The following is a 15,772-nucleotide window of genomic DNA, read 5'->3' as shown; positions in this document are numbered from 1 at the left end:
ATCTGTTCCCTTTGACAGATCATCCTTTCTTTGATAACCTTCTGGGAGTAACTGAATAATTAAATCCTCACTCTTTCTCAGTGAGGTAGAGGTTGCGCGGATGATAAGTCACACATGCCAGGCTGACAGGAGCTGTTAAACATGTGTAAAAGGCATCAGCGCCGAAGTGTGGAGAAAGCCGATCCTTCTCTATGCTGGGACTGTATCTGAATAAGTGCAGGACTGCCGCGTGCTTTTTCGCGGAGGGCTATCCGGAGATCAAGGGTGTGTGTTTCTTTAAGCATGGACTTTTGTTCAGGCTTTTTTTGCGTTTATATGATCTCGGGGTCTGGTCCGTACAAAGAATCATGGAGGTACTGGAATGGAACAGACAAAAAAATGGGGTTTTTGGTTATTAACGGCGTTTGTCGTTGGAAATATGGTTGGATCAGGAATTTTCTCCTTGCCGAGCTCGCTTGCTTCAATTGCGAGTCCGTTTGGAGCTACGTCCGCCTGGCTTTTGACAGGTGCCGGCGTGCTGATGATTGCACTTGTGTTCGGACACTTGTCCATTCGCAAGCCTGAACTGACAGCGGGACCGCAAAGTTATGCAAGAGCGCTGTTTTCTGACCCGAAAAAAGGCAACGCTGCCGGTTTCACAATGGTGTGGGGCTACTGGGTGGCGAGCTGGATCAGTAACGTGGCGATCATCACAAGTCTCGCCGGTTACTTGACTTCGTTCTTCCCGATCTTGGTTGATAAACGTGAGATGTTTTCGATCGGCGGGCAAGAGGTGACACTCGGCCAATTACTGACGTTTGCCGTATGTACGATCTTGTTATGGGGAACGCACGCGATTCTTGTTGCCAGCATTAACGGCGCAAGTAAACTAAACTTTGTCACAACGCTTTCTAAAGTATTAGGTTTTGTCTTCTTTATCGTTGCCGGTTTGTTTGTGTTTCAAACGGCATTATTCGGTCATTTTTATTTCCCGGTTCAAGGAGAAAACGGCACAAGCATTGGAATTGGTGGCCAGGTTCATAACGCCGCGATTTCTACACTGTGGGCGTTTGTCGGAATTGAATCCGCGGTGATCCTGTCCGGCCGTGCGCGCTCTCAGCGTGATGTGAAACGTGCGACAATTACCGGCTTGCTGATTGCCTTGAGCATATATATTATTGTGACTTTAATTACGATGGGTGTTCTGCCGCATGATAAGCTTGTCGGCTCTGAAAAACCATTTGTTGATGTACTCTATGCGATTGTTGGAAACGCGGGAAGCGTGATTATGGCGCTTTTGGCTATCCTTTGTTTATTCGGAACGATGCTCGGCTGGATTTTGCTTGGCTCTGAGGTGCCATACCAAGCAGCTAAAGCAGGAGATTTCCCGGCATTTTTTGCAAAAACGAATAAAAAGGGAAGTCCGGTTATTGCACTCATTATTACAAACGTCATGTCACAGGTCTTCATTTTCTCGGTTATTTCCCGGACAATAAGTGACGCATTTACATTTTTAACGACAGCGGCTACACTTGCATATTTAATTCCGTATCTTGTATCTGCAATCTACAGCTTGAAGGTAGTCATCAAAGGTGAAACGTATGACCAGCTGAAAGGCTCCCGTGTAAGAGACGGATTGATCGCAATACTGGCGTGTGCATACTCCGTGTTTGTTATCGTAACAGGCACAGCAGATTTAACGACATTTATCCTCGGCATCGGTTTATTCTTTGTCGGCTTAATCGTTTATCCATTTGTGAGTAAAAAGTTCCAGAAAGAAAAACATGCATAATGAAAAGACACCTGATTTGCTCAGGTGTCTTTTTTATAAAATCACAATTTCTCCTGTTACGAATCCGTTCGTTAAATATGCAAAAAACGTTTTTCAGTCTCTCCAGCATAAAAAAACTGATCGTGATGAGGATGCAGCTTAATATGAATGGCTCAAAGAAAATATCCGATATGATTCAAATCGAGCCGTTCCTTATAAATCAGCAAAAGAGCCGCGGGCAGGCGGCTCTTTTGTTTATTTAGTCAAGCTTTCGGTAATAAACTTCAGTTGTCCTTCTAATGAAATCGGGTCAGAGAAATAGAAACCGATCGGATCCATCTTGTAGACATGGCCATTTTTAACGGCATTCAGGTTCTTCCAAATGGAGCTTTCAAAAACGCCGCCATCATCACCGCCTGATTGCCATGGCCCCGCGAAAATGTAATCCCCGGCGAAGTCAGGGAGCTTCTCTAATGAAATACTTGTATAACCTGGCCCCTGGTCAATGGCTTTTTCTTTTGTCAGCTTTGTAGCCTGCAGGCCGAGGTCTTTGTAAATGATGCTTCCGCCTCTTCCAAAGTCTTTACCGAATACGTAAATGTCTTTTCCGTTCGTTTGCATAATGGAAATGGTTTTGTCACCGACCGCTTTTTTGATTTTTGTTTTAGCGGTTGCAACTTTTTTATCCCACTCGGCCAGCCATTTTTCAGCTTTATCTTCAGTTCCCGTCATTTTTGCAAATTCTTTCAGCTGTTCGATGTTGTTGAGCTTATCGTATTTTACTGCGACAGTCGGCGCAATTTTTTCAAGCTTTTTAATATCTGCGCCCTGTGTTGTCCAGACGATAATCAGGTCAGGGTTCAAATCAATGACCTTTTCAACCGAAGTGCCGTCTCCGATGTTTTCGACGCCGTCAGTTTTTCCTTTGTAGTAAGGGTTTTTAAATACATTCTCAGGCGCACCGACAACGTTGATGCCGAGTGTTTTGAAGTAGCCGTAATAGCCGTCTGCCATGACAACCACCCGTTTAGGATGCTTCGGGATTTTTACATTTCCGTTTTCAGCCTTGTATGTAAAGGTTTCTGCGCCTTTTGAATCAGAGGCAGAACCTTTGCTTTCTGAGTTATTCCCGCAGGCTGCCAGCGCTGCAATCAATAACAGGGCAAAAAACGCGGCTCCGAGTTTCTTGTATATATGGGTCATATCTCATACCTTCTTTCTAAAAAAATAAATGAAAAAGAGAATCATTATCATCTGTGATTATACCACTGCAAGTGCCGGTTGACACGATATTTTTGCAAATGCATTTTCATTTTTGTTCAAAACACTCTATTAAATCAGCTGAAAAAAGTGATATACTGAAACAGCAATTGATAATCATTATCAGTAACAGAAAGGAAGTACGGCAGTTGAGTCAACATAAAAATATACAGACTGCATCAGAAGAAATCCAATGGACGTCAAGGACATATGGCGCGGTCATCGTCCTTATTGCAGGTCTATGCCTGCTTTGCCTTGGCGCATTTTTATCCATATCTCTCGGTGCAGCGGATATTCATTTGCGCACTGTATGGGACGCCATTTTTCATTATCAGCCGACAAAGACATCTCACCAAATTATACATGATCTTCGGCTGCCGAGAACGGCGGCTGCCGCGCTTGTAGGCGCATTGTTGGCAGTGTCGGGAGCAATCATGCAGGGGATGACGAGAAACCCTTTGGCAGAGCCTTCGATTATGGGTGTGACTTCAGGCTCTGCGTTTGCGGTTTCGATTGCGTTTGCCTTTTTTCCCGGGCTTTCTGCAATGGGGCTTGTGCTATGGTCCTTTGCGGGAGCGGGGCTGGGGGCATCGACGGTAATGGGCATCGGCATGTTTTCAAGGGGCGGACTTACGCCTGTAAAGCTTGCTCTGGCGGGTACGGCAGTTACTTATTTCTTTACCGGCATTTCAACTGCCATTGCAATCCGCTTTGATGTCGCTCAGGATATCAGCTTTTGGTATGCAGGCGGGGTAGCGGGTGTGAAATGGTCGGGGGTCCAGCTTTTGCTTATTGCAGGGGCTGTCGGTTTAACGCTCGCGTTTTTCATCGCCCGGTCTGTGACAGTGTTAAGTCTCGGTGACGATCTGGCAAAAGGGCTTGGACAATATACATCAGCGGTGAAACTGGTTGGCATGCTTATTGTAGTAATTCTGACCGGAGCTGCGGTTTCCATTGCCGGCACCATTGCATTTATCGGGCTGATCATTCCGCATATTACCCGTTTTTTGGTCGGTGTGGATTATCGGTGGATCATTCCTTGCTCGGCGGTGCTCGGTGCTGTTTTGCTTGTTTTTGCTGACGTAGCGGCCAGACTCGTAAATGCGCCCTTTGAAACGCCTGTCGGCGCGCTGACTTCTCTTATCGGCGTTCCCTTTTTCTTTTATTTGGCACGTCGTGAAAGGAGAGGGCTGTAATGAAAACAAAAACAAACAAACCGCTCGTTGTAATGGCTGTGACCTTTTTGCTTATCGTGGTGGTCTTTTTTATCAGTCTCAATTTGGGCGTTATCAAAATTGCACCGCTTAAAACGCTTCAGGTCTTTTTCGGCCAAGGAACGGCGCGTGATGAACTTGTCTTATTTGAGTTCAGGCTGCCTCGGATCATCCTTTCTTTGCTTGTTGGAGCAGGGATCTCCGTAGCTGGAGCCATTTTGCAAAGCGTGTCTCAAAATGAACTTGCCGAGCCTGGTATTCTCGGAATTAACGCCGGCGGTTCACTTGCTGTAGTGCTTTTTATATACTTTTTTCAAGGGTCAGCTTCAGATATCAGCTTTTTCGGAACATTTATGCTGCCGTTCAGTGCTTTGGCAGGAGCGATCCTCGCTGCGTTTCTCATTTATATTCTGGCATGGAAAAAAGGCGTGACACCGATTCGGCTGATTTTAGTCGGCATAGGGGTGAATGCCGGGTTCAACGCCCTGTTGCTGATTTTTCAGCTCAAGATGGACCCTCATGATTTTATGCAAGCCGCGGTTTGGATATCCGGCTCAATATGGGGGGCGAACTGGAATATGATCTGGGCGATTCTCCCTTGGATTGTGATCTTGCTTCTGTTTACTTTATATAAGGCGCGCTATTTGAACATTATGCAGCTCGGAGACCAATTGGCGACCGGGCTGGGCACCGCTGTTGAAAGGGAAAGACGGATTCTTCTTCTGGCAGCGGTCACTCTTGCCGCTTCATGCGTGGCAGCTGCGGGGGGCATTGCGTTTCTCGGATTGATCGCGCCGCATGTGGCTAGAAGGCTGACCGGTCCACGTCACCAGACGCTGATACCGGTCTCCGCCTTCATCGGCTCATTCCTGTTTTTGCTTGCTGATACGCTGGCGAGAAATGTATTGGCACCATCAGAAATTCCGGTCGGACTTGTCATTTCCGTGCTAGGTGCGCCTTACTTTATTTATTTATTGATGAAAGCGAATTAGAGGAGGGGGCCGAATATGAATTCATTATCAACGGAACAGCTTGGAATCGGTTATGGCGACAGGGTGATTGTAGAGGATTTAAATATATCGATTCCTAAAAGGAAAATTACCACCTTAATTGGCCCGAACGGCTGCGGGAAATCAACGATTTTAAAAACAATGTCCAGAATTATGCGTTCACATGCAGGTGCCGTCTATTTAAATGGCAAAGCGATTCATAAAATGTCTACAAAGGACATTGCAAAAGATATGGCGATTCTTCCACAGACACCTGAAGCGCCGAGCGGCCTAACAGTGCACGAATTGGTGTCGTACGGCAGGTTTCCGCATCAATCAGGATTCGGCAGATTAAATGACGAAGACCGCCGGATTATCAAATGGGCGCTTGAAGAAACAGGCATGGCTGAATATGCTGAACGGCCGATTGAGGCATTGTCAGGCGGACAGCGTCAACGCGTGTGGATTGCCATGGCGCTTGCGCAAGGGACGGAACTGCTTCTGCTGGATGAACCTACAACGTATCTTGATCTTGCACATCAGCTTGAAATTCTGCAGCTGCTTGACAGACTCAACAAAGAGCAAGGGCGGACGATTTTAATGGTCATTCATGATCTTAACCATGCAGCTCGTTTTTCTCATTATATGATCGCGCTCAAAAAAGGCACGGTCATCAAGGAAGGAACTGCACTGGAGGTCATGACACCGGACATTTTGAAGCAGGTATTTCAGATTGATGCCGAAATCGTGACTGATCCCCGCACAAATAAACCTGTATGCTTGACATATGACTTGATTAAAAATGAAAAAGAGCTAGTTACTGTATGAAAAAATCCCGGTTTGAAGCCGGGATTTTTTTTATTCGGCTTTGAAAATACAATTTTTCTATTTGATTCCGTCATTTCAATAAAAGGATTGCAAGTCTTTTTGAATTAATAGATAATATTGGTTAGAATGTTTCGAAAATATTACATAGTTTACAGAAAGAGGAGATCGTTGTGTCCAAGAAGAAAAAATGGCTTATTGGCGGTGCGATATGTGCCGGTGTGCTTGTATTGGCTGGGATCGGCGCTGGCGGTTTTTACTTTTTTACCCACATGAACCAAGTTGCCGTATCATCGGAGCCCTATGCTGAATCGGTCGCGGTATACATGGGAGGAGATTCAGAATCAGGCCAAACGTTTTCTGGAAAGGTTGAACCTGAGAAACAGCAGAAAGTATACATAGATTCAGAAAAAGGCAGCATTAAAAAAACATACGTCAAAGAAGGCGATCAGGTTAAAAAGGGCGATAAGCTTTTTGAGTATGAGGGCGAGGATCATTCTGATGAAGTGGAGCAAGCCAATTTGCAAATTGAAATGACAAATCTGCAAATCAACCGTTTGCAAAAATCAATAACGGAAACGGAAAAGAAGCTGAAAACGGCAGGAAAAGAAGAGAAAACCCAGCTTCAAGATGAACTTGATCAGTCCAATTTCGATTTGAAAACAAGCCAGCTTGAACTGAAGCAGCATCAAAAAGAACTGGCTGGCCTGACGAAAAACAAAGGTTCCAATGTCATTACAAGCAAGCATGACGGAATCGTTCAAAGCGTCAATCAGGATATCGCTGACGGTGCAACAGGTGACCAGGCAACGGGCCCGTATATCCAGATTGTTTCGACGGGCAAATATCTGGTCAAAAGCCAAATCAATGAGCTGTTAATGGACACGATCAAAAAAGGCAGCAAAGTCAGGGTCACGCTGAAAACAGGCGGTGAGGGCGAGTGGAAAGGAAAGGTCACCTCGATCGGCAAGCTTCCAGCGGGAGCAGGCGAGGGTGAAGAATCAGAAAGCTTTGCTGAGGAAGAAATGAACCCCCAGTCCTCTAACTATCCTTTCACCATTTTATTAGACAGCCATAAAGGTCTTGAAGTCGGCTATCATGTCAACATCGAAGTGATGAGTGATAATGCTGATGCGGATACGATCAAGCTGCCGTCCGACATGGTCATTCAGGATGACGGCGAACCGTACGTATGGAAAGCTGATGAGAATCAGAAAGCGGTTAAGCAGCCTGTTGAAATCGGAGGGACTGATGAAAATGACATGGTGGAAATTAAGAGCGGCCTGACGCCGGAAGATTATGTGATCTATCCTGATCCCGCGGTCAAGGAAGGAAAGCAGGTTACAGTCAATGCTGACACTGAATAATATTTCGAAGTCATACAAGCTGGGAAAAGAAGAAGTTCCAATCTTGAAACATATCAATCTGACCGTTCAGGCGGGGGAGTTTTTAGCTATTATGGGGCCTTCCGGTTCTGGAAAGTCAACGTTAATGAATATTATCGGCTGTTTGGACAGGCCAACCTCAGGAACCTATACGCTTGACCAGATCGATATATTGAAAGGGAAAGACGGGGCTTTAGCCGAAATTCGCAATGAATCAATCGGGTTTGTGTTTCAAACTTTCCATTTGCTGCCGCGTCTCACCGCGCTGCAAAATGTCGAGCTGCCGATGATCTACAATAAAGTGAAGAAAAAAGAGAGAAGGCAACGGGCATATGAAGCGCTGGAAAAGGTCGGATTAAAAGACAGGGTCTCTTACAAACCGCCTAAGCTGTCCGGCGGCCAAAAGCAGCGGGTGGCGATAGCGAGGGCCCTTGTCAATCAGCCGAGGTTTATTTTAGCTGATGAACCGACCGGGGCGCTTGATACCAAATCAAGTGAACAAATTTTGTCACTGTTTTCTGAACTGCATCGGGAAGGCAAGACCATTATTATGATAACCCACGACCCGGACGTCGCCAAAAAAGCTGACAGAACCGTTTTTATCAGAGACGGAGAGCTGGTATTAGATGAGAGAGGGGATATCAGCCATGCTTGAACATATTCGAATCTCCTTTCAGTCCATTTTCTCTCATAAATTAAGATCCATTCTGACAATGCTCGGCGTGATTATCGGCATAGCAGCAATCATCGCGATTGTTTCAATGCTGAAGGGCCAAAGTGAGCAATTAAAGCAAAGTATGATCGGCATGGGAAACAACGCCATCAACGTTGTCTACCAGCCGTCTGGCGGAGAAGAGGAGAGCGGCGGCCCTCAGATGTCGTATGCGTCCGCGCCGCCTGTAGCGGAAGAAACTATAAAGGCAATCAAATCAGATCCGATGGTCAAAGGATTATCCTTATATTACTTGTCAGAAGGCGCGAGCGTTTTTCATTTAACAAACGTTTCGTATCCCCAAGTGTATGGAGTGGACGATGATTACTTCGACATGTTTCCAATCCGAATAACCGAAGGGAGAAAGCTGACGGAAAACGATTTAAACAGCACACACCAATTAGTGATGATCAATGAAGCTGTCAGAGATGAACTGTTTCCAGACGGAGAAGCTCTGCATAAAAACATTGAGATGAATGGTGTGCCGTTTAAGGTCGTCGGTGTTTTTAAAGAAAAAAATCAACAGGAAAGCATGTTTGAAGGCGACTATGCGAACCCGGTTTTGTACGTGCCGAAAAAAGTGTGGCCGCTTATTGAAGGGTTTGACGCGCCAACGCAGATTGCCGTGCAGGCTGATTCTTCTGAGCATATCCAAGAAGCGGGTGTAATGGCTGCAGATCTTTTAAATCAGGGACTGTCAGAAGCTGAGCTGGAAAAAGCAGAGTACAGTGTAATGGATCTTCAGGAGATCGCGCAGGAAGTGGAGTCCTTTAATCAGTCATTTGCATTGCTGCTTGGCGGAATCGCCAGTATTTCACTTTTGGTGGGCGGTATCGGCGTCATGAACATTATGCTCGTTTCCGTAACGGAGCGCACGAGGGAAATCGGAATTAAGAAAGCGCTCGGTGCTAAGCGGCGTGTGATTTTATTTCAATTTTTAACCGAGGCTGTCGTGCTGACAAGCATTGGCGGAATACTCGGTGTGCTGGCGGGCTTCGGCATCGCCAAGCTGCTGACGGTCATTTTTCCGATGCCTTTTATCGTCTCCATTCCAGCTGTTGTCGGAGCACTCATCTTTTCAATGGCAGTCGGTATTATCTTCGGCTTGCTTCCGTCCATCAAGGCATCGAAGCTTCAGCCTGTAGACGCGCTTCGCTATGAATAAAAAGAACGCATCCAATTGGAATGCGTTCTTTTTTTAGCTGGGAAGAGCCGAGTTGCATTTGTCTAAAATCAAAAAAACGGCTGCGACAATCATTTCTTCTGTGGTGGACAGCCAGATGTCGCTGATCAATTGGTCTGTTGTATGAGCAGTCATCCACAAAAACAGCAGCTGTACGATGCCGGCAAGGAGAATGAATAGACGTTTTCCTGTCTTGAAAAATGTAAAGCTATGTATCATCAGCCTTTCAAATGGTTCAAAGCATAATCCGAGAACAAGAAATATCACGGCAAAAAGCAGGACATGAGCTGCTGAGCGGTAGCTCGTTCCCGCTAAAGAAAACAATATATAGATGACAGCAAAATAGGTCAACACCACTGCTGCTGCGGCCAGCAAGTACTTTATGGAGAGCCGCAATAAGCGTTTTGAAGGGTTTTGATGTTTCACTGGTTCAGCTCCTTATGAAGGCTTGCAGAGAACGAGTGCTCTCTGCAAGCCGCAAGTCTTTTATTTACTGCATTTCTTTTTCACTACTGGGTGCTTTTCTTTTGAAAGCACATCAGTAAAGTCTTTGCCCAAGTCAAGGTGCGCTTGAACAAATGTTTCAGGAAGCATGGCAAGCCATTGGTTTAAAGATACATCAGCATAATGGTCGTCTTTGAAGATTTCTAAAAAGACAAGCGGTTCATCCCCGATGTTTTCAACGTAATGACCCATTGCAAATGGTACATACCCGACATCACCGGCTTGGTAATTAAACGTTCTGGCATGGCCGTCAGATGCAAAAACGGTCATTCTAGCTTTACCGGAGATGTAGTATTGCCATTCGTGGGTATTCGGATGCCAGTGCAGTTCTCTCATGGCGCCGGGTTCTACTGTTACGAGCGCTGATGCGATGGTTTTAGACACTTTGAAGTTTGTCGAATCTGCAATGTATACTTTTCCTCCCTCAGATTCGATCGGCTCTTGTTCAAGAAGGCGGTAAGTAAATGGATAAGGCACTTCGCCATTCGGCCCTTCCACAATATCATCTTTTAAACTGCCAGGAAGTGGGTTTTCAAATATATATTTTTCTTTGCCAGGTAAATTGGCAATCTCTTCTTTTGTCACGCCGAAGTTCGCAGCAATAACTTCTTTTGGAGTGTGGGCAAGCCAATCTGTCAGCTGGAACGTGCTGTTTTCAGAGAATGATCCATCGTCAAACACGAGCAGGAACTCAGCTCCCTCATCCAGCGCTTGGATGGAGTGCGGCAGGCCTGACGGGAAGTACCAAAGGTCTCCTTCACCTACATCGTCAATAAAGCTGCGCCCTTTTTCATCTACAATTGTGACTCTTGCACTTCCGTAAATCATATAAGCCCATTCAGCTTCTTTATGCCAGTGAAGCTCGCGAATCGCACCTGGCTTCAGCCGCATATTTACGGATGCAAGGTTTTCTGAAATCGGCAATTCACGTACTGTCACTTCACGGGCATATCCGCCTTTTTCTAATCGGTTATGAGTATCAGAGAACGAAAACTTCATATTGCTGACGGTGCCATGATCGGTTTCAGGCGGAACGAGCATATCAGGGTTTTGCCGGTCTCTTTCAATATTGCGCGGGATTTTTACCGTTGCTCCTTTGTCTCCTCTAATTGGCTGCGGAATGTCATTTTGTTTTTTCATGAAATATTTCCTCCTTAAATTTAATGTGATAGCAGAAAGAGAAGGTGAAAGGCCTTTCGTTTTCCCTTCTGTTTTGTTAAGTGAAAAAAACCAGTGAAAAGTCAACTTCGATTGAAAAATTATTTTTTTGCATGATCTTTCAGTTCTGTCATTAGTTCTATTAGTTGATCAAACTTCTTTTCGAATCGGGTCAGCAGATACATTGCAATCAGCGCGGGAAACCCCAAATTGCCGATCTGTTTTACGACTTCCTCTATAAAAACCTGATCCATAGGAAAATACCTCCCTTCTTTTTCTGCAGTCATGTATGTAAGTGAAGGAAAACCGATAAAACGTAAACTGCTGCAAAGTATTTTGGAAGACACTAGTCGGAAAGTAGTAGTTTACTTTTTTTTGCTTTCCTTCATTTAATTTAGTAGGGAGGCGGTTTGATGGACTATCAAAGTCTTTTACGGTCAAAATGTAAGGAGATAATGAAGCATCCCATCGTGAAGCATTTTTTGAGCAATCCTCAGCATTACCGTTTGTTCAAAAACGTAATGGAAAGCCCTAACGAAAAAGATGCAAAATCATTGGACGAGCTATTTAAGCAGTTTTATAAAGAAATCCGCATCGTCAAGTATATGAATTCAATGATTCGCATCTTTTCTATTGATTTTGATAAGCGGGTTCGCAAAAATCAAAAACGGTATCCGCTGACGGTTGATCATCCGGAGGCAGGAGATCGGCTTCCTTCCGAAACAGGAAGCGATGCATTTGAAGAATTTTTAGACAGGCAGGATGATTTGAGCCAGCATGTTCAGGATTATCAGCTCTACCAAGCGATTCAGAATCTGACTGACAAACAAAAAAGTGTGCTGACAAAAGTGTATCTTCACGGTGCCACGATGCAGGAGATTGCAGATTCATTAGGGGAGTCCCGACAAAACATCTCCAACATTCATAAAAAGGGGCTGGAGAATATTAGAAAGCAGCTAGCGGCGCAAAAAAAGGGGGAAAAGTAAGCTGTGAACGGCCAGTTTGAACAAAAAAAGAAACAAAAAGACGAGACTTATGACATTGAGCACCTGATTGCATGCTTTTCACCGATGATCAGAAAAAAACTCAGCAATACGTCCTATCAAGAAAGAGAAGATTTAGAGCAAGAGCTGAAGATCAAAATGTTTGAAAAGGCTGATATGCTTTTATGTCAGGATGTCCCGGGATTTTGGGAGTTTATTTTGTACATGGTAGATGAGAACTCATAATATTTTCATATGAAAAAACATCAAAAGGGAGCGCTTGTTTGCTCCTTTTTTGCTGTTTTGATTTGCCAAGCTCCAATGTATTCAAAAATGTACCATAAATAAACGATATAATGATAAGATGAAAAAAAACAGTGACAGAAAGGAACATAAAAGTGGAAAATGCGTCAATTTTAATCGTAGACGATGAGAAAGCGATTGTGGACATGATCAAACGCGTTCTCGAAAAAGAAGGTTATCGAAATATACTGGATGCGGCAAGCGCAGAAGAAGCGATTCCCGTTGTGAAGGCCAATAAGGTTGACTTGATTGTGCTGGATGTCATGATGGGCGGAATGTCCGGTTTTGAAGCCTGCACATTGATCAGAGAGTATTCAGACGCTCCGATTTTTTTCCTGACGGCAAGATCATCCGACGCGGACAAATTATCGGGCTTTGCGGTTGGAGCTGATGACTATATCACAAAACCATTTAATCCGCTGGAATTAGCGGCGCGGATCAGAGCGCATCTCAAGCGTACATATCAATCGAAAGAAACGAGTTCAAATCAAACCTACACATATGATTACTTTACTTTTTCTCCGCAAAATGCCGAGTTGATCGTAGGCGGGGAAGCCGTTGCCTGTTCAGCCCAGCTTCTGCAGCTTTTGCAGTATTTTTGTGAACACCCTAACGTGGTGCTTTCCAAAGATCAAATATATGAAAAAGTATGGGGCTATCCTTCCTACGGTGACAACAACACCGTCATGGTACATATTCGCAAGCTTAGGGAGAAGATTGAGCGCGATCCGAGCAATCCGGAGTATATTGTAACCGTTCGAGGTCTCGGCTATCGTTTTATCCCAAATCCTGAAGGCAAGCGGTCATGAGGTTAAGATGGAAGTTTTTGTTTCACTTTTTCGGCCAAATGCTGATTGTGATCCTGCTGCTTACGGTTATGCTTGTTGCGTCGTTTTTCTATTTAGACGCTCGTTTTAGCGATGCGGAATCCAATTCAGGGCTGACGAAGGCAACGACCGACACACTTGAGGCATATCTCGATGTAAACGAAGACGGGACATGGGAAGTGGATAATTTCCTGAAGAAATCTGTTGATAAACAGCACGGCTGGATGCAAATCATTGATTCGGAAGGAAACACTGATTATTCTTACGGCGTGCCAAAAGACGTGCCGGGCACCTATACCAAGAAAGAGCTTTTGTCTATTTATAAAACCAAAAAGCTTCATAACTATAAACTGAATTATTGGGCCATCAATATTGAAGATAAGTCGTATCTTCTATTGTCCGGCTGGAAATCAAAAAGTGAACAGCTCCTGACTTCCGTTGAAAAGCGCGAACAAAAGATAGACTCGCTAGCGCACTATAAGTCCAGTACCGTCGACTATATTAAGCGGAAAAAAGGCGCCATTTACCTGTTAGACAGCAATGGAAAGATTCTCGACAGCATCAACAGCACAAAAAGCGAAAGAAAAACGATGAACCAGCTGGAGCTGCTTAAATACAGCTCTAAGCCTTGGAACTATAAGCGGGAAATTTCCGTTAAGATCCTCAATAAAGACAGATGGATGGTCGCTACGGTGCCAAACCCAGTCTATGTAACCGATCAGGAGTTTAACAAATCATTCCTGAAGGTTGTATTAAAAGCGATGTTTCTCGTGATGGCCGTTTTGTTCATGTATATCATTTGGATGACCGTTTGGTATATGTTCCGATTCGGGCTGCCGATTTTTCACACGATTAGATGGCTGGTCAATCTGTCAAAAGGGAAGCTTGAGGAGCCCAGAAACCGGGAAGGCCGTCCTGTCAGCAAAAATAAAAAGGGAAAAATCAAACAGCCGTACCGCTTCTTCGGTGAGATATTTGAATCAATGGATCAGCTGACTGAAACGCTGAGAAGGGATAAAAGAAACAGAGAAAAAATCCAGGCGACAAGGGAAGAATGGATTGCCGGTTTGTCACATGACTTAAAAACACCGCTCAGCAGCATTTACGGCTACAGCATGATGCTCGAGTCGAAGCAGTATGACTGGTCGCCGGAAGAAGTGAAAGAAATGGGGCAGGTTGTCAGAGAAAAATCTGAATACATGTCCAAGCTGATTGAAGACTTAAATTTAACGTATCGGCTGAAAAATGATGCTCTTCCTATTGAGAGAAATCTCACTAGCCTTATCCCGTTTTTTAAAAATGTCATTGAGGACTTTAAGAAAAATCCGTTTTCTGAAGGCTATGATATCTCGTTTGTATCCAAAGAAGAGCATATTGAATTTGCCCTTGATGAAGCGTGGTTCAGGCGCATATTAGAAAACCTCCTTGGGAATGCCGTGAAGCACAACGACAAAGGAACAGAGATTCAAGTCATTCTGGAGCAAACAAAAAATCATATATCTTTAAAGGTGAAGGACAATGGGAAAGGAATGGATGAAGAAACGATTACCCATTTGTTTAACCGTTACTACAGAGGGACGAACACAAAAGATTCAACTGCCGGAACGGGTCTCGGGCTCGCGATTGCCAAGGAGCTTGTCCATCTCCATAACGGAACGATCCATGTGAACAGCAGAATGAACATTGGAACGGTCATTACCATCCTTTTTAAAAAACAATAAACATCAAGTGGTTTGGACACCTCTTTGCCGGGAATAACAATATATAGACTGAAGCTAAAGAGGTGTAACACATGGATGCAGTATTGGAAGCAGACACTCGGGCAGTGATTGGAGAAGGCCCGTTATGGGATGAAGAAAACGGCCGCTTATATTGGGTTGATATCCTGGGGAGCGAGCTCCATATCTTTGACCCTGAAGAAAAAATCAACCGATCAATCAAATTCAAATCCTTTGTGACGGCGCTTGCGAAATATTCAAAGGATGAACTGATTATGACGATGAAGGACGGGTTTTACCTGTATCATCTTCGGGATGACAGCTTGGAAAAAATTAAACAGCCGAAGGACATGCATGAGAGCCTGAGATTTAATGATGCTAAATGTGACCCGTACGGAAGGCTTTGGGCGGGGACAACGAGCATGGAAGGCGAGCAAAAACAGGCGTCGCTGTACCGTTTGAATCTAGACGGCAGTCTTGTCAAAATCAAGGATCAAGTCTCCACCTCAAACGGTTTGGATTGGGACCGCGAGCGGAATTTGATGTATTACATCGACACGCCGACGCAGGAGATTGTGCGTTACAGCTATGATCCTCAAAGCGGAGATGTTTCGAATCCAGAACCTGTCTATCGTTTTGATCAGTCAGACGGATTGCCGGACGGCATGACAATTGACCAAAATGGCATGCTGTGGGTGGCGCTGTTTGGCGGCAGCCGCGTTGTTCACATTGACCCGTTTCAGAAAAAAGAAATCAATTCAATCAGCGTGCCGGCTAAATATGTCACGTGCTGCGCGTTCGGCGGCAGAGACTTAAAAACCCTTTACATTACAACGGCAACAGAACAAATGACAGAAAAAGAGAGATACGAGCAGCCTCACGCTGGAGGGTTGTTTTCAGCACAACTGGAAACAGGCGGATATCAGCCGGTACCATTTGCTGGAGACGTATAAAAAAAACG

The 15,772-nt window shown here is 44.7% G+C and carries 16 protein-coding genes and 1 riboswitch; of the genes, 12 read left to right on the top strand and 4 right to left on the bottom strand.

The features are described from left to right. Window positions 1-78: 78 nt before the first annotated feature. Window positions 79-258: riboswitch (Lysine riboswitch) on the top strand. Window positions 259-361: 103 nt separating this feature from the next. After that, on the top strand, window positions 362-1,771 hold the full coding sequence (locus ACFVP7_RS18350; protein ID WP_069837773.1) for an amino acid permease: 1,410 nt from the start codon (window positions 362-364) through the stop codon (window positions 1,769-1,771). Between the two features lie 234 nt (window positions 1,772-2,005). On the opposite strand, the gene ACFVP7_RS18345 is transcribed toward ACFVP7_RS18350, so the two are convergent. Beyond that, window positions 2,006-2,953, bottom strand: coding sequence for an iron-hydroxamate ABC transporter substrate-binding protein (locus ACFVP7_RS18345; RefSeq protein ID WP_338730888.1), 948 nt, complete (start codon window positions 2,951-2,953; stop codon window positions 2,006-2,008). Window positions 2,954-3,159: 206 nt separating this feature from the next. On the opposite strand from ACFVP7_RS18345, the gene ACFVP7_RS18340 reads away from it, so the two are divergent. The 6 genes from ACFVP7_RS18340 (at window position 3,160) to ACFVP7_RS18315 (ending at window position 9,300) form a co-directional block, all read left to right on the top strand. Next, window positions 3,160-4,206, top strand: a complete 1,047-nt coding sequence (locus tag ACFVP7_RS18340) for an iron ABC transporter permease (RefSeq protein ID WP_338730886.1) — start codon at window positions 3,160-3,162, stop codon at window positions 4,204-4,206. After that, the gene (locus ACFVP7_RS18335; protein ID WP_338730884.1) at window positions 4,206-5,216 is read left to right on the top strand and encodes an iron ABC transporter permease; all 1,011 of its coding nucleotides are present in this window, start codon (window positions 4,206-4,208) and stop codon (window positions 5,214-5,216) included. The genes ACFVP7_RS18340 and ACFVP7_RS18335 overlap by 1 nt, the downstream gene beginning before the upstream one ends. A 15-nt stretch (window positions 5,217-5,231) precedes the next feature. After that, complete coding sequence (locus tag ACFVP7_RS18330) at window positions 5,232-6,041, top strand: ABC transporter ATP-binding protein (protein WP_338730882.1); 810 nt, start codon at window positions 5,232-5,234, stop codon at window positions 6,039-6,041. Between the two features lie 170 nt (window positions 6,042-6,211). After that, window positions 6,212-7,405: an efflux RND transporter periplasmic adaptor subunit gene (locus tag ACFVP7_RS18325; RefSeq protein WP_396582670.1), complete on the top strand. Its 1,194-nt coding sequence runs from the start codon at window positions 6,212-6,214 to the stop codon at window positions 7,403-7,405. After that, on the top strand, window positions 7,389-8,078 hold the full coding sequence (locus tag ACFVP7_RS18320; protein WP_014480848.1) for an ABC transporter ATP-binding protein: 690 nt from the start codon (window positions 7,389-7,391) through the stop codon (window positions 8,076-8,078). Before ACFVP7_RS18325 ends, ACFVP7_RS18320 begins: the two co-directional genes overlap by 17 nt. Next, window positions 8,071-9,300: an ABC transporter permease gene (locus ACFVP7_RS18315; protein ID WP_396582668.1), complete on the top strand. Its 1,230-nt coding sequence runs from the start codon at window positions 8,071-8,073 to the stop codon at window positions 9,298-9,300. Before ACFVP7_RS18320 ends, ACFVP7_RS18315 begins: the two co-directional genes overlap by 8 nt. 33 nt (window positions 9,301-9,333) lie before the next feature. On the opposite strand, the gene rsiO is transcribed toward ACFVP7_RS18315, so the two are convergent. The 3 genes from rsiO to ACFVP7_RS18300 form a co-directional block, all read right to left on the bottom strand. Continuing rightward, on the bottom strand, window positions 9,334-9,744 hold the full coding sequence (gene rsiO, locus ACFVP7_RS18310; protein ID WP_021480585.1) for an acid stress-sensitive anti sigma factor RsiO: 411 nt from the start codon (window positions 9,742-9,744) through the stop codon (window positions 9,334-9,336). A 60-nt stretch (window positions 9,745-9,804) separates the two neighbouring features. Then, window positions 9,805-10,962 (bottom strand): oxalate decarboxylase, encoded by a 1,158-nt coding sequence (gene oxdC, locus ACFVP7_RS18305; RefSeq protein ID WP_396582666.1) that lies wholly within the window; start codon window positions 10,960-10,962, stop codon window positions 9,805-9,807. 119 nt (window positions 10,963-11,081) lie between these two features. Continuing rightward, window positions 11,082-11,234, bottom strand: a complete 153-nt coding sequence (locus ACFVP7_RS18300) for a YvrJ family protein (RefSeq protein WP_003244090.1) — start codon at window positions 11,232-11,234, stop codon at window positions 11,082-11,084. Window positions 11,235-11,435: 201 nt separating this feature from the next. Here ACFVP7_RS18300 and sigO point away from each other — a divergent pair, with 201 nt between their 5' ends. The 5 genes from sigO to ACFVP7_RS18275 all read left to right on the top strand — a co-directional run bounded on the left by sigO (window position 11,436) and on the right by ACFVP7_RS18275 (window position 15,764). Then, the gene (gene sigO / locus ACFVP7_RS18295; protein WP_003228469.1) at window positions 11,436-11,966 is read left to right on the top strand and encodes an RNA polymerase sigma factor SigO; all 531 of its coding nucleotides are present in this window, start codon (window positions 11,436-11,438) and stop codon (window positions 11,964-11,966) included. Window positions 11,967-11,969: 3 nt separating this feature from the next. Next, window positions 11,970-12,209, top strand: a complete 240-nt coding sequence (gene rsoA / locus ACFVP7_RS18290; protein ID WP_021480583.1) for a sigma-O factor regulator RsoA — start codon at window positions 11,970-11,972, stop codon at window positions 12,207-12,209. A gap of 152 nt (window positions 12,210-12,361) precedes the next feature. Beyond that, window positions 12,362-13,075, top strand: coding sequence for a two-component system response regulator YvrH (yvrH, locus tag ACFVP7_RS18285; protein WP_003243545.1), 714 nt, complete (start codon window positions 12,362-12,364; stop codon window positions 13,073-13,075). Continuing rightward, complete coding sequence (gene yvrG, locus ACFVP7_RS18280; RefSeq protein WP_003228489.1) at window positions 13,072-14,814, top strand: two-component system sensor histidine kinase YvrG; 1,743 nt, start codon at window positions 13,072-13,074, stop codon at window positions 14,812-14,814. Before yvrH ends, yvrG begins: the two co-directional genes overlap by 4 nt. Window positions 14,815-14,885: 71 nt before the next feature. Then, window positions 14,886-15,764, top strand: a complete 879-nt coding sequence (locus ACFVP7_RS18275; RefSeq protein WP_003228493.1) for an SMP-30/gluconolactonase/LRE family protein — start codon at window positions 14,886-14,888, stop codon at window positions 15,762-15,764. The last annotated feature ends 8 nt before the right edge of the window (window positions 15,765-15,772 follow it).

This window comes from Bacillus sp. SG20033, assembly GCF_044570195.1.
GTDB classification, from domain to species: domain Bacteria; phylum Bacillota; class Bacilli; order Bacillales; family Bacillaceae; genus Bacillus; species Bacillus subtilis.
The sequence above is the reverse complement of the archived record's forward strand: the minus strand, read 5'-3'. Positions and strand labels throughout refer to the sequence as shown.

Bases quoted from the DNA above. Each gene is read 5' to 3' on its own strand.
- ACFVP7_RS18350 (WP_069837773.1), top strand. From the start codon at position 362: ATGGAACAGACAAAAAAATGGGGTTTTTGGTTATTAACGGCGTTTGTC.
- ACFVP7_RS18345 (WP_338730888.1), bottom strand. From the start codon at position 2,953: ATGACCCATATATACAAGAAACTCGGAGCCGCGTTTTTTGCCCTGTTA.
- ACFVP7_RS18335 (WP_338730884.1), top strand. From the start codon at position 4,206: ATGAAAACAAAAACAAACAAACCGCTCGTTGTAATGGCTGTGACCTTT.
- ACFVP7_RS18330 (WP_338730882.1), top strand. From the start codon at position 5,232: ATGAATTCATTATCAACGGAACAGCTTGGAATCGGTTATGGCGACAGG.
- ACFVP7_RS18320 (WP_014480848.1), top strand. From the start codon at position 7,389: ATGCTGACACTGAATAATATTTCGAAGTCATACAAGCTGGGAAAAGAA.
- ACFVP7_RS18315 (WP_396582668.1), top strand. From the start codon at position 8,071: ATGCTTGAACATATTCGAATCTCCTTTCAGTCCATTTTCTCTCATAAA.
- oxdC (WP_396582666.1), bottom strand. From the start codon at position 10,962: ATGAAAAAACAAAATGACATTCCGCAGCCAATTAGAGGAGACAAAGGA.
- ACFVP7_RS18300 (WP_003244090.1), bottom strand. From the start codon at position 11,234: ATGGATCAGGTTTTTATAGAGGAAGTCGTAAAACAGATCGGCAATTTG.
- sigO (WP_003228469.1), top strand. From the start codon at position 11,436: ATGAAGCATCCCATCGTGAAGCATTTTTTGAGCAATCCTCAGCATTAC.
- yvrG (WP_003228489.1), top strand. From the start codon at position 13,072: ATGAGGTTAAGATGGAAGTTTTTGTTTCACTTTTTCGGCCAAATGCTG.
- ACFVP7_RS18275 (WP_003228493.1), top strand. From the start codon at position 14,886: ATGGATGCAGTATTGGAAGCAGACACTCGGGCAGTGATTGGAGAAGGC.